This window comes from Cupriavidus sp. F041 (assembly GCF_057814235.1).
This window is the reverse complement of the sequence record NZ_JBVASY010000002.1, coordinates 4,087,708-4,112,635: the sequence shown is the minus strand read 5'-3', so window position 1 is coordinate 4,112,635 and position 24,928 is coordinate 4,087,708. Positions and strand designations below refer to the sequence as shown.

Here is a 24,928-nt window from a genome sequence, read left to right as displayed (position 1 = left end):
TGATCGGCTAATGGGTAATCGCCGCTAGCGTGTAAGGTGCGGCGTAAGCTGTCCTACCCGTCCAAGGTAGGCGAACCGTCCGGGGCATCGCAAGCGGCACTTTCTGAATTTGGGGCGCGAAATTTCCCAATGCCCCATAATCCCGCACTCGCACATCCACCCAGAAGGAGCAGTCCGTGTCCGTGCAGGAAGTCAGCTACGACCACGCCATCGAGCTAGCCAACGCCGAGCGCTACGATGAAGCGCTGGTCATCCTCGACCAGCTTTCGCAGGCGCAGCCGCAAGTGGTGGATTTCGATTGCCTGCGGGCACGCCTGCACTATGACCGCGGCGACGCACAGCAGGCTTTCGCCGTGCTCGACGTCGCGCTGGCGAAGTTGCCCGGGCTACCGCTGCATCCGGCGCACCGCTGGTCCTCGCGCGGCGTGATCGCACATCGCTACGGCATGCTGCTGCTGGGGATGGACCGCCCTCAGGAGGCGCTGCCCTGGCTGGAAGAAGCGGCGCTGCGCAACGGCTTGTCCTCGGGGGAGTGGAGCGCGCGCCTGCATGCTGGCCTGGTGCACTACCGGCTGGGGGATTTCGCCCGGGCTGGCGCTTATTGGTACGACTTGCTGTACCGCGCCCCCGACCTGGGCGCCGCTGACATCCTGGGCCAGGCAGTGGCCCACGTGAACGCCGCCGGCGAGCAGGCCGAGCCGATGCTGCGCCTGTGCCTGGCGCGGATCGGCCTGGACAACCCCGAACTGCTCGAACTCGACGAAGACGCGGGCGATGCCCTGGCCGCCGAACAGGCGGGGATCGTGCTGGCCAGCCAGCCGGACCATCCGCAGGCCCGCCGCATCCGCGCACCGCTGCGCTACCGGGCCGGCGAGCTGGACGGTGCATGGGATGATTTCGCCACTTACCAGCGCCAGGCGCCGGACCCGAAGGCGCAGGTGCGCGAACTGGAATGGCGCCACCAGTCCGGTGAAGCCGAGCCGTGGCTGCGTTTCGCTTTCGTGGAGAACGCCACCGATGCGACCGGTTACTACAACGCCGGCGTGGCGCTGGCCGAGTTCATGGACGCCGTGCCGGCCGCCGAGGCCGCGCTGACGCCGCACCTGATCAAGGCGTATCGCCTGGGCGTGGCGCGCTTCGAGTCATACTTCGCCAGCGGCGAGGGCGGCTACGACGACGCCGACCCGCACATCTATTCGATGCTGTGCCACAACCTGGCCACCCGGCTGGAAGGTGCCGCCAACCGCGCCGAGCGCATCGCCCTGCACGAGAAGGGCATCGCGGTCAGCGAATTCATCGAGCACTGGATTGACCTGCTCGAATGCCTGGAGGCTGCCGGCCAGCACCAGAAAGCCGTGGAAGTGGCGGGCGATGTCCTCAATCGCTACCCGCTGGAGCGCGATCCCGCCAATGTGGGCTGGATCTTCAGCCGGCTGATGAGCACCTGGAAGGCGATCGGCGGTGCGGAAGTGACGTCGGCCGCCCGCGATGCGCTGGCGCATATGGATGCCCGCGCCGATGCCCTGCCAGTGGAAGAGCGCAGCCAGGCCGCGCACGCGCTGGCGCACGCCCGCGCCCACTTCGCCGGGCTGCTGCGCAACGCCACGGGCGGCATGGACCAGCATGACCGCACCGATGCGCGGGCCGAGATCGAGGCTTTGCAACGCCGCGCGCTGCTGATCGAGGACGCGTGGTTGTGCAACGAGTTCGGCATGATCTGGCGTGACCTTGGCGCACACGACCGTGCACTGCCGCTGTTCGAGCAGGCCATCGGGCTGACTGCGGACGACCCCCGTGACCAGGCCTTCCCGCGTTTGCAGCGTGCCCTGATCCGCAACGGCGAAAAGCAGTACGCCGAGGCGCTGACGGATTTCCAGGCGGCCTTTGCCGCGCGCGACGGCTGGGAAGGCGATGCATATCTCGGCGCTGTCGAGGCCGCGCTCGGGCTGGAGCAGCGCGAGACCGCGCTGGGCTATTTCGAGAAGGCCCGCGCGGGTGGTGCCGCGCAGGGCAAATCGCGTGCGCTGTACGCTCGCGTGGAAGCCGGCTTGCGCGCGACCCGGCCGGCATGGAAGTTCTGGGGCGTGTAGCGTCTGTACGGTGGCGCTCCGACCCTGATGCCATGAAAAAACGCCATCCCGGTAAGATGGCGTTTTTTTATGCGTGAACGCATCACGTTGCCTGCAAATTCCATTCCCTGTCGGACAAAATCTGACAGGGATTTTCGTGCGCCTCCGTTACCATGTAGCCCATGAATGGACTAAGCCAATTGTTTCCAAGCCTGCCCCTGGTACCGGGCGGGCTTTTCTGGGTCGGGCTGGCGCTGGTGGGCGCCGGACTGGCGGGAGAGATATGCCGCACGTACCTGCGGCTGCCCCGGATCGTCGGCTATGCCGCCGCGGGCCTGCTGGCCGGCATGCTCGGCCGCGGCATCGTGGACGAAGACATGATCGCGCAGAGCCGCGTCCTGATCGATATGGCGCTGGCGCTGGCGCTGTTCGAACTGGGGCACCGGCTCTCGCTCACCTGGCTGCGGGCTAACCGCTGGCTGCTCTTCACCAGTGCCTTCGAAAGCCTGCTGACCTGGGGCCTGGTGGCCACCGTGCTGCAATGGATCGGCGTGAGCCCGGCCGTGGCCATCCTGGCGGGCGGTATCGCCGTCAGCACTTCGCCGACCATCGTGCTGCAACTCAAGAATGAACTGCGCGCGGAAGGGCAGGTGACTGAACGGCTGCTTGCCATGGCGGCCCTGAACAGCATCTACGCCGCCACCATCGTCCAGTTGGCCACGGGCTGGCTGCATTCCGAATACGGCAATCTTGGCGCCGCGCTGCTGCATCCGCTATACCTGCTGGTGGGATCCTGCCTGCTGGCCTGGGTCGTCGGTAAGCTCGGGCACGGCATCTACGCACGCATGGCCTCGGACGATCACTACAGCTTCCTGGTGCTGGTGGGACTGGTGCTGCTCACGCTGGCGCTCACGCGCGTACTCAAGCTTTCCATGCCGCTCACGCTGATGCTGGCCGGCGTCGTCTTCAAGCACCAGGACAGCCAGCCGCGCGTGTGGCCGGCGCATTTCGGCAGCGCGGGCAGCCTGTTGATCATCGTGATGGTGGTGTCGCTCGGCCTGCCGCTGACCGCGCACGATTGGGCCATCGGCGGCGGCGCCGCCTGTGTGCTGGTACTGCTGCGCCACTTCGCCAAGCTGGTCGGCGTGGTCTCGCTGGGCTCCTTCTCGGGCCTGAGCCTGAAGCAGTGCGTGGCGCTCGGTCTCGCGCTGGCGCCCATGTCGGGTCTGGCGTACCTGTTGATGAGCGATGTCGCGCTGCTGTATCCGAACACCGGCGAGCCGCTGGCGGCCATCATCCTGTGCACGCTGGCGATCGAACAACTGATGGGGCCCACGATGGCGGCCTGGGCACTTCGCTTTGCGGGCGAGGTCAGAAGCAATGGAGGAGGGCGCTGATGTCACTCGAACCGTTCAAGCACTCCGAAGCGCTGACATTCGGCGTGGAACTGGAGTTGCAGCTCGTCAATCGCCACGACTATGACCTGGCGCCGTTCGCGCCGGACCTGCTGCGTGCGCTGAAAGGCGCGCAGCATGCCGGCGACATCAAGCCTGAGATCAGCCCCTCGATGATCGAGATCAGCACCGGCATCTGCACGAGTTATGTACAGGCGCTGGACGAACTCGGCACCATGCGCGACCTGATGGTGGATGCCTCGCGTTCGCTCAACCTAGGCATTTGCGGCGGCGGCACCCATCCCTTCCAGCAGTGGGCCGATCGCACCATCTCCGATTCGCCGCGCTACCAGTACATCTCCGAGCTCTATGGCTACCTGGCCAAGCAGTTCACGGTGTTCGGCCAGCACGTGCATATCGGCTGCCCGAGCGCCGACGAATCGCTGTTCCTGCTCCATGCCATCGGCCGCTACGTGCCGCACTTCATCGCGCTGGCCGCCTCGTCGCCTTATGTGCAGGGCGTGGACACCGGGTTCGCCTCGGCGCGGCTGAACTCGGTCGCCGCCTTCCCCATGAGCGGGCGCGCGCCGCACCTGCTCACCTGGGATGCGTTCACCGCCTACTTCGAGAAGATGCGCAAGACCGGTGTGATCGAGAGCATGAAGGACTTCTACTGGGATATCCGCCCCAAGCCCGAGTTCGGCACCATCGAGGTCCGCGTGATGGACACGCCGCTCACGGTGGGCCGTGCCTGCGATATCGCCGCCTACATCCAGGCGCTTGCGCGCTACCTGCTCCTCTCGCGCCCCTTCATGCCGCAGGAAGACGACTACCTCGTCTATACCTTCAACCGCTTCCAGGCTTGCCGCTTCGGGCTGGAAGGCGAGTATGTGCACCCCAACGAGCTCACGCGCATGCCGATCGCGGATCACATCATCTCGATCTGCGATGCGCTGGTCCCCCATGCCGAAGCGCTGGGATCGCTCGATGCGCTGGCCAATATCCGCGCGCTGGCGCAAAGCCGCAACGGCGATGCCGAGCGCGTGCGCCAGATCGACGCCAGCACGCGGAGTCTGCGCGAAACGGTGCGGCAGACTTGCGATAGCTGGGCGACCTGAGCGCGGTACGGGTACCACTTGCAGGCAACCCGCGCAAACCGGCGGAGCAGGACTAGAATTAACGCATCAGATGCCCGTGACGACACCCTTCGGAGCTACGATGAAAGCGCTTTCCACCAAAGCAGAACGGACGCACGGACGTCCTTCGGACCGGGCCGTGAACGTTCTCGCTGCGATTGTCGGACTGGTCACGCTAGCCATCGGCATCGGCTGGCTCATCTATGAACACGTCGTGAATTTCGAGGTACCTTACTTCGCGATTCCGCTGGTCCTTTCCGTGCCGGTGATCGCCGCGGCGGCGGTTCGCTGTATCTGGGACTAGCCCGGTCCGCACAGCGAGGCCGGAAGCCGACGCCGATCCTCAACCGCTGCCACCTGGCGTGGCAGGCGGAACCCGTTGCTTGCGTGGCGCGCGCCGTTCCTGCGCCGGGGTGCGATATCAGGCCTGTACGCCCACGTACACCGGCTCGCAGCGCACCTCCGACTTGACCGAGTTCGCAATGAAGCACGCCTCGTGCGCCGTGTGATGCAGGTGGGCGATTTCATCGCGGCTCGGCTGCCGCTCCCCGGAGAAGGTGACTTCCGGCCTGAGCGTGACCACCGTGATGGCCATCCTGCCTTCCGCGTTCTTCGCCATGGTGCCGACCGCCGCATCGAAGTAGCGGTCCACGCAGAATTTGTGCTTGGCGGCGATGGACAGGAACCACAGCATATGGCAGCTGGACAGCGAGGAGACGAAGGCCTCTTCCGGATCGATCGCCGCAGCCTCCGACATGGGCAACGGCACGACATGCGGCGACGAGGAACCCGGCACCTCGATGCCGCCGTCGAATCGCAGCGTGTGTTTCCGGCTGTAGCGGTTGCCGAGGAAATCCTGTTCTCCACGTAGCCATAGGATTTCGGCGGTGTACTGGGCCATGTCCTGTCTCTCCTGTCTGCATTATCTTGCCGTGACCAATGCGCTTTCGGCTGCGCCCGCCTATGCCCCGTGCGGGACCTGCTCCCCATCGCGCAAGCCAAGCCGCTGGTTAGCCGGCACGGCCACGTCGATCAGCTTGGGCTTCGGCAGGTTCAGCTGCGCCATCATCTCGATGAACTGGGTACGCGTGCGGCCGGCCACGCGGCTGTTGTGCGCGCGCTCCTGGCCGATGGTGGATTCGGTGCGGCCCTTGTAGTCGTGGGCGGGATAGACCACGGTGTCGTCGGGCAGCGCGAAGAGTTTCTGCGTGAGGCTGTCGTATAGCGTGCCGGCGTCGCCGGACTGGAAATCGGTGCGGCCGCAGCCGTCGATCAGCAGCGCGTCGCCGGTGAAGATGCGGCGCACCACGCCGGCGGGCGTGGGCTCTTCCCACAGGTAGCTCATGCTGCCGGCGGTGTGCCCGGGCGTGTGGATGGCGCGCAGCGTCTGCGTGCCGAACTGCAGCGTGTCGCCGTCGATCAGCTGCTTCTGCGCGGGCTGGATATCGCAGCCCGAGGGCGCGGCGGTGTGTGCGCCGGTTTGCAGTGCAACATGGCCCGCGGAGGTGATGTGGTCGGCGTGGGCATGGGTCTCGACCACCCACGCCAGCGTGGCGCCGCTGGCCTGCAGCAGCACCAGGTCGCGGTCTAGCTGGTGATCCACGGGATCGATCAGCAGCGCCTCCCGCGTGGCGGCGTCGATCAGCAGGTAGGTGAAGGTGGAGGAGATTTCGTCGAAGAGCTGATGGAAGGTCTGCATGGCTGCACCGCCTGAGTGGGAACGGACATGATAGCGCTACCGCACGGATTCATGGCAACGCCCGGCGGCGCGTACCGGGCGGCCGCCGTGGCGTCCACCAGCTAGTTCAGGTAGACCACCTGCTCGACCTCGCTTTGCAGCACCATGAAAGGCAGGCGCGACAGCAACGCGCGGCGTGCCGCCAGCAAGCGCGGCGAGGACACCAGCCGGGCCAGCCATCTGCCGGGCAGGCCGGGCCTGGGGTGGACGAAACGGATGTGGATAAGTTGGGCGGGCTGCTGCGGCTGGGGCGGCAATCGGGTCAAGCGACGGACACCACTTCGCTGATCTGCACCACCGGCACCGCATCGGTGTAGTTGGGGATATCGAGCTGCAGCTCGTTGCCGGCGGCCTTGGCGGCGGCAACGAAGTCCTGCACCGACTCGAACAGGAAATGGCACATCACCGTGTAGGCCGGATCCGAGCCCGGCGCGCCGCCGCCCAGCCCGCGCTCCACTGCCACGCCCCGGTAGCCGGGTTGCGCGCTGAACAGTTCGATGGCGCGCGGCATGTGCCGCTGCACGTAGTAGTCCATGTCGAACTTGCCGCCCTTGCTGTGCGGGTAGAGAAAACTGATTTTGACCATGCCGGACTCCAAGTGGGTGAAGTGGGTTGATGCCCGGCAAGCGTAGCAGAAAGCGTGTCAGTAGAAGAACGAACGGGAAGCGGCCTCAGCACTCCACGATATTCACCGCCAGCCCGCCGCGCGCCGTTTCCTTGTATTTGGTCTTCATGTCGGCACCGGTCTCGCGCATGGTCTTGATGACCGAATCCAGCGACACATAATGCATGCCGTCGCCGCGCAACGCCATGCGCGCGGCGTTGACGGCTTTCACTGACGCCATGGCATTGCGTTCGATGCAGGGAATCTGCACCAGCCCGCCAACCGGGTCGCAGGTCAGGCCGAGGTTGTGTTCCATGCCGATCTCGGCCGCGTTCTCGACCTGCTCGGGCGTGCCGCCCATCACCGCGGCGAGCGCGCCGGCGGCCATCGAGCAGGCCACGCCGACTTCGCCCTGGCAGCCCACTTCGGCACCCGAGATCGAGGCATTGAGCTTGTAGAGCATGCCGATGGCGCCGGCGGTAAGCAGGAAGTCGATCACGCCCTGCGGGTTGGCACCAGGCACGAAGCGGTCGTAGTAATGCAGCACGGCAGGGATGATGCCGGCCGCGCCGTTGGTTGGCGCGGTGACCACACGGCCGCCGGCTGCATTTTCCTCATTGACGGCGATCGCGTACAGGTTGACCCAGTCCATTACCGAGAGCGGATCGGCCAGGGCGCGCTCGGCGTGCTCGGTGAGGTTGCGGAACAGTTCGGGGGCGCGGCGCTTGACCTTGAACGGTCCCGGCAGCTCGCCGTCGGTACGGCAGCCGCGTGCCACACAGGCCTGCATCACGGCCCAGATCTGCAGCAGGCCGGCATTGACCTCGGCCTCGCTGCGCCACACGCACTCGTTCTCCATCATCATCCGCGCGATGCTCTTCTTGCTGGCGGCCGCCATTTCCAGCATGGCGCGCCCGCTGCGGAAGGGGTACGGCAGTTGCTGGTCAGCTTCCAGGATCTGCGTGTTGGCGGCGCCGGCGGTGATGACGAAGCCGCCGCCCACCGACAGGTAGCGCCCCTCGCGGATAGGCTCGCCGCCGGCATTGAAGGCATGGAATTTCATGCCGTTGGGATGCTCGGCCATGGCCTCGCGGCGGTAGAAGACGATGTGTTCCTTCTCGACAAAGGGCACGGGGTGCGTGCCCAGCAGCGATAGCGTGCGGCTGGCGCGCAGCGCGGCCAGGCGCAGCTCGATGGTGTCGGGATCGATGGTGTCCGGCGCCTCGCCCTGCAGGCCGAGGATCACACCCTTGTCGGTGCCGTGGCCGCGCCCGGTAGCACCGAGCGAGCCGTACAGCTCGATGCGTACGCTGGCCACTTGCGGCAGCAGGCCATCGCGCGCCAGGCCCTGGGCAAACAACAGGGCCGCGCGCATCGGGCCCACGGTGTGGGAACTGGAGGGGCCGATGCCCACCTTGAACAGGTCGAAAACGCTGACAGCCACGGCAAGGCTCCTGGTTGGCTACGCGCCGGTCTCAGACCGACGAGTTGCCGATGTCGTTGTCGGGGGCGCGCCACAGCGAGGTGGCAGCGTCCTGGGGGGTGGGTGGGGCGTCCTTCTTCGCCATCACGCTGATGGTGCCGTCGTTTTCGAGGATGGCGAAATGCACATCGCTCACGCGCTCGCAGCCGGCATGGCGCAGCGCCTTGTGCAGGTCGTCGCGCGTGATGAAGGCGCGCTTCATCACGTCGGGAAACACTTTGCCTTCGTGGATCAGTATCTCGGGGCGCCCTTCGACCACATCCTCGAAGCGCCGGCTGCGCCAGCTCAGCCAGGCCAGCCCGAGATTGGCCGCGATCAGCGTCACGGCCAGGATCAGGCCGGCGGTGACCGAGTTGTCTCCCGCGTTCATGGCGTTCTGCACCGCGTTGGACAGGACCAGCAGCAGCACCAGGTCAAACGGCGTGAGCTGGCCGATCTGGCGCTTGCCGGAAAGCCGCAGCAACACCAGCAGGCTGCCGTAGACGATCAGTCCGCGCAGGACGAATTCCCACCATGGGGCGCTGAGATTCCACATGCGTGCTCCGTTTGCCGGGCACGGCCGGGTGGCCGCGCATCCACACCGAGCATAGCGCGCCGGCGAAGTGCCGGGGTTGCCGCGACGGCCGCAACCCCGGCATCCACCAGCTTACTCCTCAGCGTACTCGCTCATCGGCACGCACGCGCAGAACAGGTTGCGGTCGCCGTACACGTTGTCGGCACGGCCGACCGGCGGCCAGTACTTCTGCGTGCGCAGCGCGGCCACCGGGTAGGCGGCTTCCTGGCGCGTGTACTTGTGCTCCCAGGCATCGGCGGTGATCACGGCGGCAGTGTGCGGCGCGTTCTTCAGCGGGTTGTCCTCGCGGTCGAAGCTGCCGTCCTCCACACGGCCGATCTCGGCGCGGATGGCGATCATGGCGTCGATAAAGCGGTCCAGCTCGTGCAGGGCCTCGCTTTCGGTCGGCTCGATCATCAGCGTGCCCGGTACGGGGAAGCTCATGGTCGGGGCGTGGAAGCCGTAGTCCATCAGGCGCTTGGCCACGTCCTCGTTGGAGATGCCGGTGCTCTTCTGCAGCGGGCGCAGGTCCAGGATGCACTCGTGCGCCACCAGGCCGTGCTGGCCGGTGTAGAGCACGGGGAAGTGCGGGGACAGGCGGCGGGCCACGTAGTTGGCGGCCAGGATGGCGTTCTCGGTGGCGGCGGTCAGGCCGGCCGAGCCCATCATGGCGATGTACATCCACGAGATCGGCAGGATGCTGGCCGAGCCGAACGGCGCGGCGGAAACACCGCCGATGCCCTGGTCGTCGCGGCGATAGCCCACGCTGTCCTGGTTGGGCAGGAAGTCCGCCAGGTGCGCGCCGACCGCCACCGGGCCAACGCCCGGGCCGCCGCCGCCGTGGGGGATGCAGAAGGTCTTGTGCAGGTTCAGGTGGGATACGTCGCCGCCGAACTGGCCCGGCGCGGCGGTGCCGACCATGGCGTTCATATTGGCACCGTCCACATAGACCTGGCCGCCGTGCTTGTGCACGATGTCGCAGATCTGCTGCACGCCCTGCTCGAACACGCCATGCGTGGACGGGTAGGTAATCATGATGGCGGCGAGGTTCTTGCTGTGCTGCTCGGCCTTCTTCGCCAGGTCTTCCAGGTCGACGTTGCCGTTCTCGTCACAGGCCACCACCACCACCTTCATGCCGGCCATCTGCGCCGAGGCCGGGTTGGTGCCGTGGGCGGAGGAGGGGATCAGGCAGATGTCGCGATGGCTTTCGCCACGGCTGGCGTGATAGGCGTGGATGATCAGCAGGCCGGCGTATTCCCCTTGCGAGCCGGCATTGGGCTGCAGGCTCACCGCGGCGTAGCCGGTCGCGGCGCACAGCATGGCTTCGAGCTGGTCGATCATCTCGCGGTAGCCGACCGTCTGGTCCAGCGGCGCGAACGGGTGCACCTTGCTGAACTCGGGCCACGTCACCGGGATCATCTCGCTGGTGGCGTTGAGCTTCATGGTGCACGAGCCCAGCGGGATCATGGTGCGGTCCAGCGCCAAGTCCTTGTCGGCCAGCATGCGCAGGTAGCGCAGCATCTCGTGCTCGGCGTGATGCGTGTTGAACACCGGATGGGTCAGGTAGGCGCTCTGGCGCGCCAGGCCGGCCGGATAGGCGTCCTGCGCGGCGGCTTCCAGCGCGTCGAAATCGGGCACCGGCTTGCCGTGGGCGAAGATTTCCAGCAGGGTGACGACGTCTTCACGCGAGGTGGTTTCGTCCAGCGAGATGCCGATGCGGGTGGCGCCGGCGTGGCGCAGGTTGATGCCGCGGGCGGTTGCCGATGCGTGCAGTGCTTCCGTGTTGAAGCCGGTTTCCAGGGTCAGCGTGTCGAAATAGGCGGCGTTGGTGCGCACATAGCCGAGCTGCTCCAGGCCGCCGGCCAGCGTGGCGGTCAGGCGGTGCACGCGCTGCGCGATGCGCTTGAGGCCTTGCGGGCCGTGGTACACGGCGTACATCGAGGCCATCACGGCCAGCAGGACCTGCGCCGTGCAGATGTTCGAGGTGGCCTTCTCGCGGCGGATATGCTGCTCGCGCGTCTGCAGGGCCAGGCGATAGGCCTTGTTGCCTTGCGCGTCGATGGTCACGCCCACCAGGCGGCCGGGCATGGAGCGCTTGAAGGCATCCTTGACCGCCATATAGCCGGCGTGCGGGCCGCCAAAACCCAGCGGCACGCCAAAGCGCTGCGAGTTGCCCACCGCCACGTCGGCGCCCCATTCGCCGGGCGCGGCGATCAGGGTCAGCGCCAGCAGGTCGGCGGCAGCCACCACCAGGCCGCCGGCGGCGTGCACGGCATCGGCGATGGCGCGGTAGTCGGCGACATCGCCATTGACGCCGGGATACTGCAACAGCACGCCGAAGGCATGGGCGCCGGCGGCTTCCGAAGCGGGGCCTACCTTGACCTCGATGCCCAGCGGCAGGGCGCGGGTGCGTACCACTTCCAGCGTTTGCGGCAGCACGTCGTCGGCCACGTAGAAGGTATTGGAAGCGTGCTTGTTGACGCGCTGCAGCAGCGTCATGGCCTCGGCGGCCGCGGTGCCTTCGTCCAGCATGGACGCATTGGCGATATCCAGGCCGGTCAGGTCGGTCACCATCTGCTGGAAGTTCAGCATGGCTTCCAGGCGGCCTTGCGAGATCTCGGGCTGGTAGGGCGTGTAGGCGGTGTACCAGGCCGGGTTCTCGAAGATATTGCGCAGGATCACGCCCGGCGTCAGGGTGTTGTAGTAACCCTGGCCGATAAAGCTCTTGAGTACCTTGTTCTTGTTCGCCAGCCCGCGCAGCCTGGCCAGCGCCGCTTCCTCGGTCAGCGGCTCGGTGAACTCGCCCAGCGGCATGCCGTCGCGGCGGCGGATGGCGGCGGGGATGACGGCGTCGATCAGCGCGGCGCGGCTGTCATAGCCGAGCACCTTGAGCATGTGCTGTTGCTCGGCGGCATCGGGGCCGATATGGCGGGAGGCGAAGGCGTCGCGCGCCTCCAGTTCGGCCAGCGTGGGCCGGGCAACTTGGGCGGCAGTCATGGGCAGGGGGGCGTTCATGGCAAGGATCTCGTGGGAGCGGTGCGGCGGGTGGTCGGCCCGGCCGCGTCGCGGACAGTCTTTGTCCGTCATTCCCGTGGCGCGGGAATGACGATCTGGCATCAGGCGCCGACGTTGGCCTTGTAGGCGTCGGCCGACATCAGGCCGTTCACGTCATCGCTGTTGGCCGGCTTGAGCTTGAACAGCCAGGCGTCGAAGGCGTCGGCATTGACGCTCTCGGGCGAGGCGGCGGCGGCATCGTTGACGGCGATCACTTCGCCGGCCACCGGGGCGTAGATGTCGGACGCGGCCTTGACCGATTCCACCACGGCCAGCGCGTCGCCGGCACCGACCGACTTGCCCACTTCCGGCAGTTCCAGGAAGACGATGTCGCCCAGCGCGTCCTGCGCGTGGTCGGTGATGCCGATGGTCAGCGTGCCGTCGGCTTCGACGCGCACCCATTCATGGGACTCGGTGTATTTCAGGTCGGCGGGGAAATTCATGGGATTGCTCCAGATTCAATTTGTTATTCAGCGCCAGCCGGGCGGAGCTTCCGATACACGATGATCGATGGGTAACCGCCGGCGGGCGCGCTGTGACCGGGTGCGAGCGTTCAACTCACGAGTGCCTTGCCATTGCGCACAAACGGCAGTTTAACCACAGTCGCGGCGAGTTTGCGGTCGCGGATCTCGACCTGAACCTCGGCGCCGATGGCAACGTCGCGCGGCAGGCGGGCAAAAGCGATGGATTGGGACAGCGAGGGGCTGAAGGTGCCGCTGGTGATCTCGCCGTCGCCGGCGGGGGTGATCACCTTCTGGTGGGCGCGCAGCACGCCGCCTTTTTCGCGCAGGATCAGCCCGACGAACTGCTGGGTCTGGCCGCCGGCGACCAGCGCCGCCTTGCCGGTGAAATCGCGTTCGCTTTGCAGGTCCACGGTCCAGGCCAGGCCCGCGTTGAGCGGCGAGGTGTGGATATCCATGTCCTGGCCGTACAGGTTCATGCCCGCTTCCAGGCGAAGCGTGTCGCGCGCGCCCAGGCCGGCCGGGCGCACGCCGGCGGCGATCAGCTTTTCCCACAGGCCGGCCACGTTCTCGGCCGGCACCACCAGTTCGAAACCGTCTTCGCCGGTATAGCCGGTGCGCGCCACCATGACTTCGCCGAGCGCCGGATCCTGCACCACCACGGCGTTGAACGGCTTCAGGGATTCGCTGGGCTGCGTCGAGGGAAAGGCGCTCCACACCTTGGCGCGGGCGTTCGGGCCCTGCACGGCGACGATGGCCAGCGGGGCCACGCCGTCGGGCGCGTTGTCGTGGCGGCGCGGCGTGATGCTCACGCCGCTATTGGTGGCGGCGTTGCGTGCGGCGATCCATTCGATATCGTTGTTGGCGGTGCCGGCGTTCACAACCAGGCGGAAGTGGTCCTCGGCGAAGAAGTAGACAATCAGGTCGTCGATGACGCCGCCCTTTTCGTCGAGCATGCAGGAGTACAGCGCCTTGCCCGGCGTTTGCAACTTGTCCACATTGTTGGCTAGCAGGCCGCGCAGGAAGGCACGCACATGCTCGCCATTGAGATCGACCACGCACATGTGGGAGACGTCGAACATGCCGGCGTCCGTGCGCACGGCGTGGTGTTCCTCGATCTGGGAGCCGTAGTTGACCGGCATGTCCCAGCCGCCGAAGTCGACCATGCGGGCGCCGAGGGCGCGGTGGATAGCGTTGAGGGGCGTGGCCTGGAGCGTCATGGAATCCTCGGGGGAAGGCTAATCTCGGTTCGAAAACGAAAAAAGGGCCATCCGCCGCAGGATTCGGCGCGCAATAGCGCTGCCAGATCCGCTGCGGCGGATGACCCCTCTGTCCTCGATACCTGAGAGATTACAAGGCGGCCCCGTTAAACCAGGACCCAGGCCTTGCGCGCCCCTTCGGTGGGCACGCTCACCATTCATCAAGCAAATGGCGGGTGCCGCTCTCCAGAGTACGGCTTGCATCGTGTGCATGTTGCAAGCCGATCCGACCAGTCCATGGTGCCTGAGAGTTTTCGGGTGATACCCCTTCGGCGGCGCAAGCTTCGCGCGCTCTCCCGGTCGGATGCGCGCAATTTACGGGAGCGTCCTGGCTTTGTCAACGCATCCGGCTGGGGCCGCCATCCTGCTGCGGCGCACTACCGCCTGTGATGATTGTCGGTCGTGACGTTACCGATCACACCGCCTACGGCGGCGCCGCCCAGGGTGCCTAGTGCGTCACCGCCAGTCAGCACGGCACCGCCTACTGCACCGACGCCAGCACCGATCGCCGTATTGCGCTGCTTTGGCGTCATATCGGCGCAACCCGCCATGCTGGCTACCGCGATACCGATCAGGACCGCCTTGCTTAAGGAATGCAGGGTGTTCATGATTCCCTCCAACGTATCGTGAAGTGCATCCCGCACGGGGCATACTCGTGCCGGACATAAAAATTAGACGGGCCAGGAGGTTCGCGGCTCCCGGGCTTACGAAGTGTTACCGGCTCCGTGATGGCCACTTCCTACTTGGGGCGGGGCCAATGCCGCGTGTTAACATCCAGCCTCCGCCCAGCAATCGCGCATGCCGCGTTGCGCATCCGTCACCCCCGCCTCGCATGACCCACGGACTCAATCCTGCCCAATCCGAAGCCGTCCGCTATCTCGACGGCCCCTGCCTCGTCCTGGCCGGCGCCGGTTCGGGCAAGACCCGGGTGATCACGCAGAAGATCGCCCACCTGATCGAGGACAAGGGCTTCCAGCCCAAGCACATCGCCGCGGTGACCTTTACCAACAAGGCCGCCAAGGAGATGCAGGAGCGTATTGCCAAGCTGATGGAAGGCAAGACCACGCGCGAGGGCAAGCGGATTCCGATCAAGCAGATCACCGTCAGCACCTTCCACTCGCTGGGCGTGCAGATCCTGCGCGCCGAGGCCGAACACGTAGGCCTGAAGCCGCGCTTCTCCATCATGGATTCGGACGATTGCTTCGGCATGGTGCAGGAGCAGCTCGCCAGCACCGACAAGAAGCTGATCCGCAACGTGCAGAGCACCATCTCGCTGTGGAAGAACGGCATGGTCGATCCCGAGACCGCCATCGCCCAGGCCGAGAATCCCGACGATCATCAGGCGGCGCTGATCTACCGCAACTACGTGGCCACGCTGCACGCCTACCAGGCGGTGGATTTCGACGACCTGATCCGCCTGCCGGCCGAGCTGTTCGCGCGCAACGAAGAGGTGCGCATGCGCTGGCAGAACCGGCTGCGCTACTTCCTGGTGGACGAGTACCAGGACACCAACGCCTGCCAGTACCAGTTGCTCAAGCAGCTCGCCGGCGGCTCGCACCTGCGCGCGCCGGCCTTCACCGCGGTGGGCGACGACGACCAGGCCATCTATGGCTGGCGCGGCGCCACGCTGGACAACCTGAAGCTGCTGCAGACCGATTTCCCCGACCTGAAGGTGGTCAAGCTGGAGCAGAATTACCGCTCCACCGTGCGCATCCTGGAAGCGGCCAACTCGGTCATCTCCAACAATCCCAAGCTGTTCGACAAGAAGCTGTGGAGCGAGCACGGCATGGGCGACCCCATCGCCATCAACCCGATGAACGATGAGGAGCACGAGGCGGAATCCGTGGTGTTCCGCCTGTCGGCGCACAAGTTCGAGCGGCGCGCGCAGTTCCGCGACTACGCCATCCTGTACCGCGGCAACCACCAGGCACGCCTGTTCGAGCAGATCCTGCGCCGCGAGCGCATTCCCTATGTGCTGTCGGGCGGGCAGAGCTTTTTCGACAAGGCCGAGATCAAGGATATCTGCGCCTACCTGCGCCTGATCGCCAACCCGGATGACGATCCCGCCTTCATCCGCGCGATCACCACGCCCAAACGTGGCGTGGGCAACACCACGCTGGAAGTACTGGGCACCTTCGCCGGCCAGGCCAAGGTCTCGCTGTTCGAGGCGGCCATGATGGGCGGCATCGAGGGCAAGCTGCAGCCGCGCCAGCTGGAGCCGCTGCGCGTGTTCTGCGAGGCGATGGTGCGGCTGGCCGGGCGCGCGGCCAGCGACCCCGCTACCGAAGTGCTGGACGACCTGATGGAAGGCATCCACTACGAAGCCTACCTCTACGACACGTTCGACGAACGCCAGGCGCAATCGCGCTGGACCAACACGCTGGAATTCCTCGACTGGCTCAAGCGCAAAGGCACCAAGCCCGAGGCCACGGGTGAGGGCGAAGCCACCGGCTTCGACACCGCCGACGGCTTTGGCGATGAAGGCAAGAACCTGCTGGAGCTGACGCAGACGGTGGCGCTGATGAGCATGCTTGAAGGCCGCGAGGAAGATCCCGACGCCGTGCGCCTGTCCACGCTGCACGCCTCCAAGGGGCTGGAGTATCCGCACGTGTTCCTGGTCGGCGTGGAAGAGGGCATCCTGCCGCACTGCCGCGAAGACGAGGACATGACCGACGAGAAGATCGAAGAGGAGCGCCGGCTGATGTATGTGGGCATCACCCGCGCCCAGCGCAGCCTGCATATCAGCTGGTGCAAGAAGCGCAAGCGCGCGCGCGACACCTACTCATGCCAGCCCTCGCGGTTTATCGGCGAGATGAAGCTAGAGGAAGCGCCCGAGATCAAGGACGAGACCCCGGCCATGAGTCCGAAAGACCGCCTGGCCGGACTCAAGGCGTTGCTGGGCACGCCCGGCAAGACCGCAGCGTAGCCGGCGCCGGACGTACAAAGCCCGAACCTACACAGCCGATACATTGCCCTACAAGCGGGACAAGACCCCGGCCTGATGCCTCATTACCATTGATCGTGCCTGGGCTGTCGTTCTGGTCCGGGCGCCGCACTGCTTCGTCCCTTCGGAGCGGGGTGGCCGGGCCGTGATGCCCGACTTCTTCCCTGTTACGCGCCTCCGTACTTGAGTGTCCGGGGGCGTTTTTTTGATGGGCAGGACCGGGGCTGCCTCAGGTTCGCGCGATACCTATCGTGAACTCACCCTCCAGCGTGCCGGCCGCATCCTGCAAGCGGCGCACCCGCACCAGGCCGGGATGCGCGCCGGCAATCGGGTCCTGGCTGTTCCGGTACGGCGAGGCGCCGCGAGCGCGATAAGCGGGGTGGCCGAGGAGCACTTCGCGGTTCACCTCCTCGTCAAAGAACATCTGGGAGGTCAGCACCTCCTCCTTGCCCACATGGATCTTCAGATGGATATGCACCGCGCGCGGCGCGTACCAGCCGGGGTAGATCGTCAGGAACTGCGCACTGCCATCGGCTCCGGTGGGTTGCACGCCCCGCAGGAAACGAGCGGCGCTGGTGGGCGCAGCGTGCATGCCGCCTTCTTCCCGCCCTGGCCCGGCGCCACCCGCGGGCGGTGGTATACGGTCTCCCCGCGCACCGGGGGGCGGCGGCATGCCGGCCTGGTCATAGCCGCTATAGCTGCCGCCGGCATCGCAGTGCCAGATGCTGGCCAGCGCGCCGGCCACCGGCGCGCAGCCGCGGTCGGTATCCACCACGACCAGCCGCAGTCGAAGCAACTGGCCCGGCCGGCCATCGCGGATATCGCTGCGCATCAGCGCCTGGTCAATATAGAAAGGGCCCTCGGTCAGTGCCGGCGTGGACTGCGCGGCGGCATCGCCCGCCAGCCCGATCAGGCCCGCGCCGAGCGAGCCGCCCAGCACACCGCCGAGAAAGCGGCGGCGGCTGCCGGGGGAGTCATGCTTACTGCGCATCGTGTGCTCCTTGTCGGTGAGGTCCCGCAGCACCGGGTACGTTGCCCGGGCCATCCGCGCCGAAGGCGCAGGGCATGGGCGCGGGCCTATGCGGGGGCATCGCGCCGCCGGCGAAGAGGCCAGGCATCCCGCCCGGCCACGGCCAGCGGCCCGCTTCCGGCATGGCGCGCAGGCGTTTGCGCTGGCCGGCATCCAGGCTTTCGTCAAAGGCGATCCAGCGGTCGCGCACGGTGCGGCGGTCCTTGTCGAGCGCGTCGTGCAGGCGGTCTTCGCGCTCCGCCCGGGCGCGCAGCGACGGCTCCGGCGCGTTGGCCGTGCCGGCGGCATCGGACGGTCCCTCCTCGCGGATAAAGCGCGCCCGCAGTTCCAGTGCATGCGCATGCGCCTCGCGCGCGGCGGCGCGGGCGGCTTGCCAGAGGGCGGTCTGCGCCGGCGTGAGTGCCAGCGCGTCACGCAGCGCGTCGGGTGAGCCTGGCCGGCCAGGCCCGGCCGTGGCCGGCGCGCCGGTCTGCAGCGCATGGGCGGGCAAGGCCAGCGCGCACACTGCGCACAGCGCGGCAAGCGATAGCAGGGCGCGGATTGAGGGTAACAAGCGGGGTAACAAGGCTTGTGGCTGGGTCATGGGAATCTCCGTGGAACTCTTGCGGGGGAGAGGCCCGGGCCGCCGACACCATGCGGATGGCTAAAGCATAGCGGGGCGCCGGGCCGCCTGTGCGGGCCTGCCGGGTGCAAAGCAGCGGGTTGGCGACATGCCATCTTAAAAAGCCAGGCCCGCGTTTGCTTGAGGGCTTGGTCAGCGCGCCGAAGCAATGCCGTACAAAGCGGGCCGCCGGGCGGCGGGCTTTGTATCGCGCCTGATACAAAGCGGCCACAACGCGCCTATCAGGGCGCAACGCCGGGCTGGTAGAGTGAATCCCTGGCGGCGGCCGCTGCCCGGCCGAGCCCGATTCACCCCCGATTCGACGCAAACCTGCCGCGAACTCCGCTGCAAACCGCCGCAATAGCCTCCTGCGAAACCCGATGGATCTTTCCCCCGCTACGCCCTTGCACTTGCTGATCGTCGACGACGATCCACAGATCCGCTCCATGCTGGCCGAATACCTGGCCACCTTCGGCATCGAAGCCGATGGCGCGGAGGGTGGTGCCGCCATGCGCGCCGCGCTGGCCGTGCGCGACTACGACCTGGTGGTGCTCGACCTCTCCCTGCCCGGCGAAAACGGCCTGGCGCTTTGCCGCGAAATCCGCGAGCGCGGCGACTTGCCGGTGATCATGCTCACCGCGCGCACCGAACTGGCCGACCGCGTGGTCGGGCTGGAAGTGGGCGCCGACGACTACGTCACCAAGCCCTTCGAGATGCGCGAACTGGTGGCGCGCATCCACACCGTACTGCGCCGCAGCCGGGGCGGCGGCGTGAAGCGCCCCCCGGCGGTGGGCGGCCATGAGCTGCGATTCGGCCACTGGCGCCTCAATACCACGCTGCGGCAACTGGTGGACGGCGAGGACACCGTGGTGCCCTTGTCCAATGCCGAGTTCCGCCTGCTGCTGGCCTTTATCGAACACCCGAACCGCGTGCTCGACCGCGAACTGCTGATCAACCAGGCGCGTGGCCGCGATCTCGATGTCTTCGACCGCAGCATCGACCTGCTGGTCTCGCGCCTGCGCCAGAAGCTGCGCGACGACCCGCGCGACCCGGCGCTGATCCGTACCGTCCGAGGCGAAGGCTATGTCTTTACCGGCACCGTCGAAGGCTGAGCGCCCGGCCTGGGTGGCCCGCCATGACTCCATGTTCATCCGCCTGTTCCTGGTGATGGCGGCGATCATGCTGGCCGTCCACCTGCTCGGCGTCACGGTCATCGAGAGCATTTTTCCTCACCCTGGGCACAGCGGATTCACTTTCGTCCCCGGCGGCGAGCCTCCGCCCCCACCGCCGGGCGAACCGGGCCGCGGGGGAGTCCCCCCGTCCGGCGCCGAAGCGGGCACGGGCAGCAGCGAAGGCGGTCCGCCGCCGCCACGCCGGCCGCGCGGCAGCCGTGGCTTTGGCCCACCCCGGCTGGGGCTGCTGTTCCAGCTTGCCGCCATCGTGGCTGCGTCGTGGGTGGGAGCGCGCCTGCTGGCCAGGCCCGTCCAGCGCCTTGCCAGCAGCGCCAGCCGGCTGGCCCAGGACGTGCACGCGCCGCCGCTGGACGAGGACAGCGGCCCGGCCGAGGCCCGCGACGCCGCCAAAGCCTTCAACCATATGCAGCAGCGCATCCGCACCCAGCTGGCGCAGCAATCGCGTTTCCTGGCCGCGGTGTCCCACGACCTGCGCACGCCGCTGACGCGCATGAGCCTGCGTATCGAAGGGGTCGACGACAACCAGGTGCGCTATCGCCTGCGCCAGGACCTCGCCGAGATGAACGGGCTGATCGATGCCACGCTGTATTACCTGCGCGAGCGCGACGGCGCCGCCGCGCCGCGCCAGCGGGTGGATGTGCATGCCCTGTTGCAGGCGGTGGTGGACGACGCCACGGAGATTGGCCAGGACGTCAGCCTGTCCGGCGGCGCGGAGCCCTTGCTGGCCTATCCGGCCGAACTGCGCCGGGCCGTGGTCAACCTGGTGGAAAACGCACACCGCTACGGCGGAAGCGCACGCATCGCGCTGGCCGACAGCGCCGAGCGCGTGGTCATCGACGTCTGCGACGACGGCCCCGGCATTCCGCCGGAAGAAATGGCGCGCGTGCTGGAGCCGTTCTACCGGCTCGAATCCTCGCGCAACCGCGCGACGGGCGGGGTCGGCATGGGCCTGTCGATCGCCGCGGATATCGTCTCGCGCCACGGTGGCGAACTGAGCCTGGCCAACCGGCCGGAGGGCGGGCTGCGCGTGCGGATCGTGCTGCCGCGGGCCTGAGCGCCGGCTAGCGCGCGGCCGCGACCGTTCAGCGGGCCGTTCCGCTGCCCATCGCCGCGAGCTGCACGTATTGCGAGCCGCGCGAGCCGCGCGTGAAATCCAACACGAAATCGCCCACGTCGACGCGGGCCTGCAGGGCACGCCGCAGGTCGGCCGGCGTGGCGGCGCGCGGCGCGGACAACGCAGTCCGCACCAGCCAGGCCGCGCCGATGTAGCCAGCCAGCGTGCCGGGTGAAGCGGGCTCGTCCAGGAACTGCTTCATCCGGCCCACGTGCTCCTTGACCACGCGCAGGGTCAGGTCCTGCGGACCCGGCGCAATCTGCGTCAGCACGATGCCGCCGTTATAGCCGGCGCCGAGGATCTCGCGCGCCGCCAGCGGGTTGACAGCGGACAAGCCCACCAGGAAGCCGTACCACCCCCGCGCGGCCAGCGCACGGCCGAGATTGCCGTAGGCCAGCGTGTCGCCGGCCACGATCACCGCCGCCGGACGCGCCGCGGCGATGCGCGCCGCCGCCGCGCCGCCGTCGTTGCCCTTGCCGGCTTCCAGCGTCAGCGCTTGCAGGCCAGGCTCCTGCTCCAGCTGGCGCCGCCACGGCGTGCCGGCGGCCAGGCTTCCGGCAGCGAAATCCGGTGCCACGGCCAACGCCAGCTGCTTGAGCCCGTAGCTGCGCAACTGGTGAATCGCCGCATCCAGTTCGGCGCGGTAGTCGGCCCGCGTGTACCAGACATGATCGGCCGCGAGCGACAACCCCGATAAGGGCGCGACGATCTGCACGCCGCGCCGGGCCAGCTCGGGCGAAGCGGCCAGCACGGGCAACAAGGCGTCGCTGGGACCGAACAGGAGTTCGGCGCGCTCGCCGTCGACCAGCGACAGCGCCTGCGCGGTGGCCGCGCGCGGATCGGTTTCGACTTCCCGCACCACGTGCACTACGCGCGGCTCGCGCGCGCCGGCGTTGGCCGCGTCGAACATGACCTTGGCGCCGGCCAGGTAGTCGCGTGCGAGATCGGCCTGCGCGCCGCCGCGATCCACCAGGTGGCCAATCACCAGCGGGCGTCGCGGGGGCGATTGCGCCAGCAACGTGGCGGGCGCCAGCATAGCGCTGCCGAGGGCAGCCAGCAGGCGGCGGCGCGGCAGTTGTGGCGCGTAATGCGCCTGCGCAATCAGGGGAGAAGCGTGCATGGGGGCCGAAGGGACGGATTGAGCCGGGTGGATGGAAAGCCGGCAAGCGCGGGGCAGCCTACCCGGTCCAGGTGACGCTGGCATGACGCGGCGCACGCTTGTGACCGCCTGGCCGCTGGTGGCCCGCCAAGGGCCCTGGTGTCATGGGCCATGACTTGACGCCGGTCAACGCGCGCAGGGGCGGCCCCCACTACGATGAGCCATCCAATCCACCACGAAGGCCGCCCCATGGCTGAGCTCGCCCGCGCCACCGCAACCGTCCCCGTTTCCATTGCCAGTCCGCCGAACACCTGCTCCGGCAATTGCGGCGCCGCCTGCAAGAGCAAGCAGCCGGGCCGCGCCGCCTCGGCACCGGACCGGCATGCCTTGTCGGACTTCCGCGCGCTGGCCGGCCGCATGGACATCAACGGCCCGCGCTACACCTCCTACCCCACGGCGGACCGCTTCCATGGCGGCTTTGGCGAGCAGGACTACCGGCGGGCACTAGCCGAATGCGCGGCCAGCGCCGGCGTGGATGCCGGCCGGCAGCCGCCCTTGTCGCTCTATGTGCATGTGCCGTTTTGCGAGAACATTTGCTACTACTGCGGCTGCAACAAGATCATTACCAAAGACCATCGCCGCAGCGCCCGCTATGTGGATTACCTGGCGCGCGAGATGGCGCTGGTGGCGCAACAACTCGGCACGCGGCGCGAGGTGGTGCAATCGCACTGGGGCGGCGGTACGCCGACCTTCCTCGATCCGGCGGAGATGCGCCGCGTGATGGATGCCTTGCACCAGCATTTCAACCTGCTGCCCGAGGGCGAGCACTCCATCGAGATCGACCCGCGCCGGATCGGCGACGCGCAGATGGCGCTGCTGGCCGAACTCGGCTTCAACCGCATCAGCCTGGGCGTGCAGGATTTCGATGCCGAGGTGCAGCAAGCGATCCACCGCGTGCAATCGCAGGCCGAAACCCGGACAGTGGTCGACGCCGCGCGTCGGCTCGGCTTCCGCTCGGTCAGCATGGACCTGATCTACGGCCTGCCGCACCAGACCACGGCGCGCTTCGCCGCCACCGTGGAGCAAGTGCTGGCGATGCGCCCGGACCGGCTCTCCGTGTATAGCTATGCGCACTTGCCGCACGTGTTCAAGCCCCAACGGCGCATCGACGAGCGCGCGCTGCCGGCGCCCGCCGAAAAACTCGACATCCTGGTCGGCACCATCGAACAGCTCACCGCCGCGGGCTATGTCTACATCGGCATGGATCACTTCGCGCTGCCGGACGACGCGCTCGCCGTGGCCCAGCGCGAGGGCCGGCTGCAGCGCAACTTTCAGGGCTATTCCACCCACGCCGGCTATGACCAGCTTGGATTTGGCGTCTCGTCGATCGGCGCGGTGGCGGGCCGCTATGTACAGAACGCGCGCACGCTGGACGATTATTACCGCGTGCTCGACGGCGGCGTGCTGCCGGTGATGCGCGGCTTCGCCATGCGCGATGAAGATCACTTGCGGCGTGAGGTCATCGGTGCGTTGATGTGCAACGGCGTGCTCGATATTGCAGCGGTGGAAGCCCGGCATCGCATCGACTTTGCCGCGCACTTCGCTGGCGAGATGGCGGACCTGGCGCGGCTCGCCGGGGACGGCCTTGTGCTATGCGAGCCCGGCCGGATCGAAGTGACCCCGCTGGGCCGCTTGCTGGTGCGCCGGCTGGCGATGGTCTTCGACGGCTTCCTGCGCGAAGACGCGCGGCGGGCTGCGGACGCGATGCCGGCAGTGGCACCAGCGGGAACCCCGAGCGCTGATGCAGGTACGCCGCTACCGGCGCCGCTGCGCTACTCGCGCGTAGTCTGAGCCACTGACGCCTGGCACAGGCAAACAAAAAGCCCGCGGCACGCCGCGGGCTTTTTGTTCTCCGGGTCCGTTCCACCGCTTGCGCCGTGGTGGCCCCGGGATGATTTCCGGCCGGTTACTTCGACGCGTTGGCCATGTAGTCGACCGCTGCGATCACGTCGGCGTCCGGGCCGGCGTAGCCGCCCTTCGGCGGCATCACGCCCTTGCCCTTCAGGGCGAAGGCGTGAACGGCGTCCATGCCTTCCTTCAGGCGCGGCGCCCAGGCAGCCTTGTCGCCCAGCTTCGGCGCGCCGGCAACACCGGCGGCGTGGCAGGCGGCGCAGACCTGGTCGTAGACCTTCTTACCCACTTCGGCGGAAGCCGGCGCTGCTGCAGCAGCCGGCGCAGCAGCCGGTGCGGCTGCAGCAGCGGGAACTGCCGGGGCTGCTGCGGCGGCATCCGAGGCAGCGGCGGTAGCCGGAGCGGCGGCAGCGGGCGCTGCGGGTTCCGGGAACTTGGCACCGCCGGCGTCGGCCATGTAGACCACGGCACGGCCCAGTTCGTAGTCGCTGTAATCGTCGGCGGTGGTGCCGGCGCGGGCTTGCATGGCGCCCTTGCCGTGCAGCACGGAGTTCAGCAGGCCGGTGAAGCCCTGGCCGATACGCGGAGCCCAGTCGCCGGCGGTGCCGTACTTGGGCGCACCGGCAGCACCGGTGGCGTGGCACGCGGCGCAGACTTCCTTGTAGACCTGTTCGCCCGTCTTATAGACGCGCGCTGCATTCGGATCCTTCAGTTCGAGCGAGGCGACCGGCTTGATGCGGTCATTGACGGCTTCCACGGTAGCGGTGGAGCCCGCGCCTTCCTTGGCGCCGTGTCCGACAAAATTGACCAGCAGGATGATCACGATGATTGGCACCAGGAAGGCGGCAATCACCACAGCGATCAGCTGCTTGGGGGTCTTGATGGGAGACTCGTGTTCGTCGTGTGCGTTGTGGACGTCGCTCATACTCAACTCTCAATTTGCAGGAAACCTGTGGCCGCTCGCGATCGGCTGCTTATGTGGCCGCTTGCTCGGTGGCCAATTCCCCCTGGCCAATTGCGTGCATCGGACTGTTATCCGGCGTCAACTGTCCCCAACGGGGCCAGCCAACAGGGTGCGCCACCTCTGTCCACCGAACTGATGTGGACGTTGCGCAGCCCCGTTTTTGCACAAATAACTCGCGATTATAGCCTCAAAGGCCTATGGCATGAGGCAAAAGCGGCTTGGAAGAGACGTCGCCACGCCACCCTGATTGAGCCGGACATGGACGTCCGCGAACAAACACGGTATCCTATGCGACTTTCCGGCAGCGGCACTCGCGCGCTG

Annotated in this window: 22 protein-coding genes and 2 riboswitches; of the genes, 8 read left to right on the top strand and 14 right to left on the bottom strand. The window is 67.3% G+C overall.

All coding sequences use genetic code 11. The annotated features are described in order from the left end of the window. The first annotated feature begins 176 nt into the window (after positions 1–176). The 4 genes from ACZY0R_RS36335 to ACZY0R_RS36320 all read left to right on the top strand — a co-directional run bounded on the left by ACZY0R_RS36335 (position 177) and on the right by ACZY0R_RS36320 (position 4,903). On the top strand, positions 177–2,090 hold the full coding sequence (locus ACZY0R_RS36335) for a tetratricopeptide repeat protein (protein ID WP_488865300.1): 1,914 nt from the start codon (positions 177–179) through the stop codon (positions 2,088–2,090). A gap of 161 nt (positions 2,091–2,251) precedes the next feature. Beyond that, complete coding sequence (locus ACZY0R_RS36330) at positions 2,252–3,466, top strand: cation:proton antiporter (protein WP_045242260.1); 1,215 nt, start codon at positions 2,252–2,254, stop codon at positions 3,464–3,466. Next, entirely contained in the window at positions 3,466–4,581 is a 1,116-nt protein-coding gene (locus ACZY0R_RS36325; protein WP_488865297.1) for a YbdK family carboxylate-amine ligase, read from the top strand. Before ACZY0R_RS36330 ends, ACZY0R_RS36325 begins: the two co-directional genes overlap by 1 nt. Positions 4,582–4,681: 100 nt before the next feature. Beyond that, on the top strand, positions 4,682–4,903 hold the full coding sequence (locus ACZY0R_RS36320; protein WP_488865295.1) for a hypothetical protein: 222 nt from the start codon (positions 4,682–4,684) through the stop codon (positions 4,901–4,903). A gap of 117 nt (positions 4,904–5,020) precedes the next feature. On the opposite strand, the gene ACZY0R_RS36315 is transcribed toward ACZY0R_RS36320, so the two are convergent. The 10 genes from ACZY0R_RS36315 to ACZY0R_RS36270 form a co-directional block, all read right to left on the bottom strand. Further along, a complete protein-coding gene (locus ACZY0R_RS36315) occupies positions 5,021–5,500 on the bottom strand; it encodes an OsmC family protein (RefSeq protein WP_045242262.1) in 480 nt (159 codons plus the stop codon). 60 nt (positions 5,501–5,560) lie between these two features. Then, positions 5,561–6,298, bottom strand: a complete 738-nt coding sequence (locus ACZY0R_RS36310) for an MBL fold metallo-hydrolase (RefSeq protein WP_488865293.1) — start codon at positions 6,296–6,298, stop codon at positions 5,561–5,563. Positions 6,299–6,399: 101 nt separating this feature from the next. Continuing rightward, on the bottom strand, positions 6,400–6,603 hold the full coding sequence (locus ACZY0R_RS36305; RefSeq protein WP_488865291.1) for a hypothetical protein: 204 nt from the start codon (positions 6,601–6,603) through the stop codon (positions 6,400–6,402). Beyond that, entirely contained in the window at positions 6,600–6,923 is a 324-nt protein-coding gene (locus ACZY0R_RS36300) for an EthD family reductase (RefSeq protein ID WP_488865289.1), read from the bottom strand. The genes ACZY0R_RS36305 and ACZY0R_RS36300 overlap by 4 nt, the downstream gene beginning before the upstream one ends. 85 nt (positions 6,924–7,008) lie before the next feature. Next, entirely contained in the window at positions 7,009–8,385 is a 1,377-nt protein-coding gene (locus tag ACZY0R_RS36295) for an L-serine ammonia-lyase (protein WP_488865287.1), read from the bottom strand. 31 nt (positions 8,386–8,416) lie between these two features. After that, a complete protein-coding gene (locus tag ACZY0R_RS36290; RefSeq protein ID WP_441632263.1) occupies positions 8,417–8,959 on the bottom strand; it encodes a DUF421 domain-containing protein in 543 nt (180 codons plus the stop codon). A 111-nt stretch (positions 8,960–9,070) separates the two neighbouring features. Then, positions 9,071–11,992 carry an aminomethyl-transferring glycine dehydrogenase gene (gene gcvP, locus ACZY0R_RS36285; protein WP_488865285.1) on the bottom strand — a complete coding sequence of 974 codons (2,922 nt, stop codon included), beginning with the start codon at positions 11,990–11,992 and terminating at the stop codon, positions 9,071–9,073. 101 nt (positions 11,993–12,093) lie between these two features. Next, the gene (gene gcvH / locus ACZY0R_RS36280; RefSeq protein ID WP_045242267.1) at positions 12,094–12,474 is read right to left on the bottom strand and encodes a glycine cleavage system protein GcvH; all 381 of its coding nucleotides are present in this window, start codon (positions 12,472–12,474) and stop codon (positions 12,094–12,096) included. Positions 12,475–12,584: 110 nt separating this feature from the next. Further along, entirely contained in the window at positions 12,585–13,712 is a 1,128-nt protein-coding gene (gene gcvT, locus ACZY0R_RS36275) for a glycine cleavage system aminomethyltransferase GcvT (protein WP_488865284.1), read from the bottom strand. 99 nt (positions 13,713–13,811) lie between these two features. Next, positions 13,812–13,951, bottom strand: a riboswitch (glycine riboswitch). A gap of 21 nt (positions 13,952–13,972) precedes the next feature. After that, a riboswitch (glycine riboswitch) is annotated at positions 13,973–14,060 on the bottom strand. A gap of 68 nt (positions 14,061–14,128) precedes the next feature. Next, positions 14,129–14,359, bottom strand: a complete 231-nt coding sequence (locus tag ACZY0R_RS36270) for a YMGG-like glycine zipper-containing protein (protein WP_488865282.1) — start codon at positions 14,357–14,359, stop codon at positions 14,129–14,131. Positions 14,360–14,583: 224 nt separating this feature from the next. Here ACZY0R_RS36270 and ACZY0R_RS36265 point away from each other — a divergent pair, with 224 nt between their 5' ends. Then, positions 14,584–16,677 (top strand): UvrD-helicase domain-containing protein, encoded by a 2,094-nt coding sequence (locus ACZY0R_RS36265; RefSeq protein ID WP_488865280.1) that lies wholly within the window; start codon positions 14,584–14,586, stop codon positions 16,675–16,677. Between the two features lie 247 nt (positions 16,678–16,924). Here ACZY0R_RS36265 and ACZY0R_RS36260 read toward each other — a convergent pair whose 3' ends face one another. Next, on the bottom strand, positions 16,925–17,686 hold the full coding sequence (locus ACZY0R_RS36260; protein WP_488865278.1) for a peptidase associated/transthyretin-like domain-containing protein: 762 nt from the start codon (positions 17,684–17,686) through the stop codon (positions 16,925–16,927). Beyond that, positions 17,676–18,308: a hypothetical protein gene (locus ACZY0R_RS36255; RefSeq protein ID WP_488865276.1), complete on the bottom strand. Its 633-nt coding sequence runs from the start codon at positions 18,306–18,308 to the stop codon at positions 17,676–17,678. The genes ACZY0R_RS36260 and ACZY0R_RS36255 overlap by 11 nt, the downstream gene beginning before the upstream one ends. Positions 18,309–18,706: 398 nt before the next feature. Here ACZY0R_RS36255 and ACZY0R_RS36250 point away from each other — a divergent pair, with 398 nt between their 5' ends. Further along, entirely contained in the window at positions 18,707–19,438 is a 732-nt protein-coding gene (locus ACZY0R_RS36250; protein ID WP_276290943.1) for a response regulator, read from the top strand. Next, positions 19,410–20,573 carry an ATP-binding protein gene (locus ACZY0R_RS36245; protein WP_488865274.1) on the top strand — a complete coding sequence of 388 codons (1,164 nt, stop codon included), beginning with the start codon at positions 19,410–19,412 and terminating at the stop codon, positions 20,571–20,573. Before ACZY0R_RS36250 ends, ACZY0R_RS36245 begins: the two co-directional genes overlap by 29 nt. Before the next feature lie 28 nt (positions 20,574–20,601). Here the strand turns inward: ACZY0R_RS36245 and ACZY0R_RS36240 are convergent, their stop codons facing one another. Next, entirely contained in the window at positions 20,602–21,753 is a 1,152-nt protein-coding gene (locus ACZY0R_RS36240) for an ABC transporter substrate-binding protein (RefSeq protein WP_488865272.1), read from the bottom strand. A 396-nt stretch (positions 21,754–22,149) separates the two neighbouring features. Here ACZY0R_RS36240 and hemN point away from each other — a divergent pair, with 396 nt between their 5' ends. Further along, positions 22,150–23,583 carry an oxygen-independent coproporphyrinogen III oxidase gene (gene hemN / locus ACZY0R_RS36235; RefSeq protein WP_488866379.1) on the top strand — a complete coding sequence of 478 codons (1,434 nt, stop codon included), beginning with the start codon at positions 22,150–22,152 and terminating at the stop codon, positions 23,581–23,583. Between the two features lie 115 nt (positions 23,584–23,698). On the opposite strand, the gene ACZY0R_RS36230 is transcribed toward hemN, so the two are convergent. Then, on the bottom strand, positions 23,699–24,568 hold the full coding sequence (locus ACZY0R_RS36230; RefSeq protein ID WP_488865270.1) for a c-type cytochrome: 870 nt from the start codon (positions 24,566–24,568) through the stop codon (positions 23,699–23,701). Positions 24,569–24,928 lie beyond the last annotated feature (360 nt).

Bases quoted from the DNA above. Each gene is read 5' to 3' on its own strand.
- ACZY0R_RS36330 (WP_045242260.1), top strand. From the start codon at position 2,252: ATGAATGGACTAAGCCAATTGTTTCCAAGCCTGCCCCTGGTACCGGGC.
- ACZY0R_RS36325 (WP_488865297.1), top strand. From the start codon at position 3,466: ATGTCACTCGAACCGTTCAAGCACTCCGAAGCGCTGACATTCGGCGTG.
- ACZY0R_RS36320 (WP_488865295.1), top strand. From the start codon at position 4,682: ATGAAAGCGCTTTCCACCAAAGCAGAACGGACGCACGGACGTCCTTCG.
- ACZY0R_RS36315 (WP_045242262.1), bottom strand. From the start codon at position 5,500: ATGGCCCAGTACACCGCCGAAATCCTATGGCTACGTGGAGAACAGGAT.
- ACZY0R_RS36310 (WP_488865293.1), bottom strand. From the start codon at position 6,298: ATGCAGACCTTCCATCAGCTCTTCGACGAAATCTCCTCCACCTTCACC.
- ACZY0R_RS36300 (WP_488865289.1), bottom strand. From the start codon at position 6,923: ATGGTCAAAATCAGTTTTCTCTACCCGCACAGCAAGGGCGGCAAGTTC.
- ACZY0R_RS36290 (WP_441632263.1), bottom strand. From the start codon at position 8,959: ATGTGGAATCTCAGCGCCCCATGGTGGGAATTCGTCCTGCGCGGACTG.
- gcvP (WP_488865285.1), bottom strand. From the start codon at position 11,992: ATGAACGCCCCCCTGCCCATGACTGCCGCCCAAGTTGCCCGGCCCACG.
- gcvH (WP_045242267.1), bottom strand. From the start codon at position 12,474: ATGAATTTCCCCGCCGACCTGAAATACACCGAGTCCCATGAATGGGTG.
- gcvT (WP_488865284.1), bottom strand. From the start codon at position 13,712: ATGACGCTCCAGGCCACGCCCCTCAACGCTATCCACCGCGCCCTCGGC.
- ACZY0R_RS36270 (WP_488865282.1), bottom strand. From the start codon at position 14,359: ATGAACACCCTGCATTCCTTAAGCAAGGCGGTCCTGATCGGTATCGCG.
- ACZY0R_RS36265 (WP_488865280.1), top strand. From the start codon at position 14,584: ATGACCCACGGACTCAATCCTGCCCAATCCGAAGCCGTCCGCTATCTC.
- ACZY0R_RS36260 (WP_488865278.1), bottom strand. From the start codon at position 17,686: ATGCGCAGTAAGCATGACTCCCCCGGCAGCCGCCGCCGCTTTCTCGGC.
- ACZY0R_RS36255 (WP_488865276.1), bottom strand. From the start codon at position 18,308: ATGACCCAGCCACAAGCCTTGTTACCCCGCTTGTTACCCTCAATCCGC.
- ACZY0R_RS36250 (WP_276290943.1), top strand. From the start codon at position 18,707: ATGGATCTTTCCCCCGCTACGCCCTTGCACTTGCTGATCGTCGACGAC.
- ACZY0R_RS36245 (WP_488865274.1), top strand. From the start codon at position 19,410: ATGTCTTTACCGGCACCGTCGAAGGCTGAGCGCCCGGCCTGGGTGGCC.
- ACZY0R_RS36240 (WP_488865272.1), bottom strand. From the start codon at position 21,753: ATGCACGCTTCTCCCCTGATTGCGCAGGCGCATTACGCGCCACAACTG.
- hemN (WP_488866379.1), top strand. From the start codon at position 22,150: ATGGACATCAACGGCCCGCGCTACACCTCCTACCCCACGGCGGACCGC.
- ACZY0R_RS36230 (WP_488865270.1), bottom strand. From the start codon at position 24,568: ATGAGCGACGTCCACAACGCACACGACGAACACGAGTCTCCCATCAAG.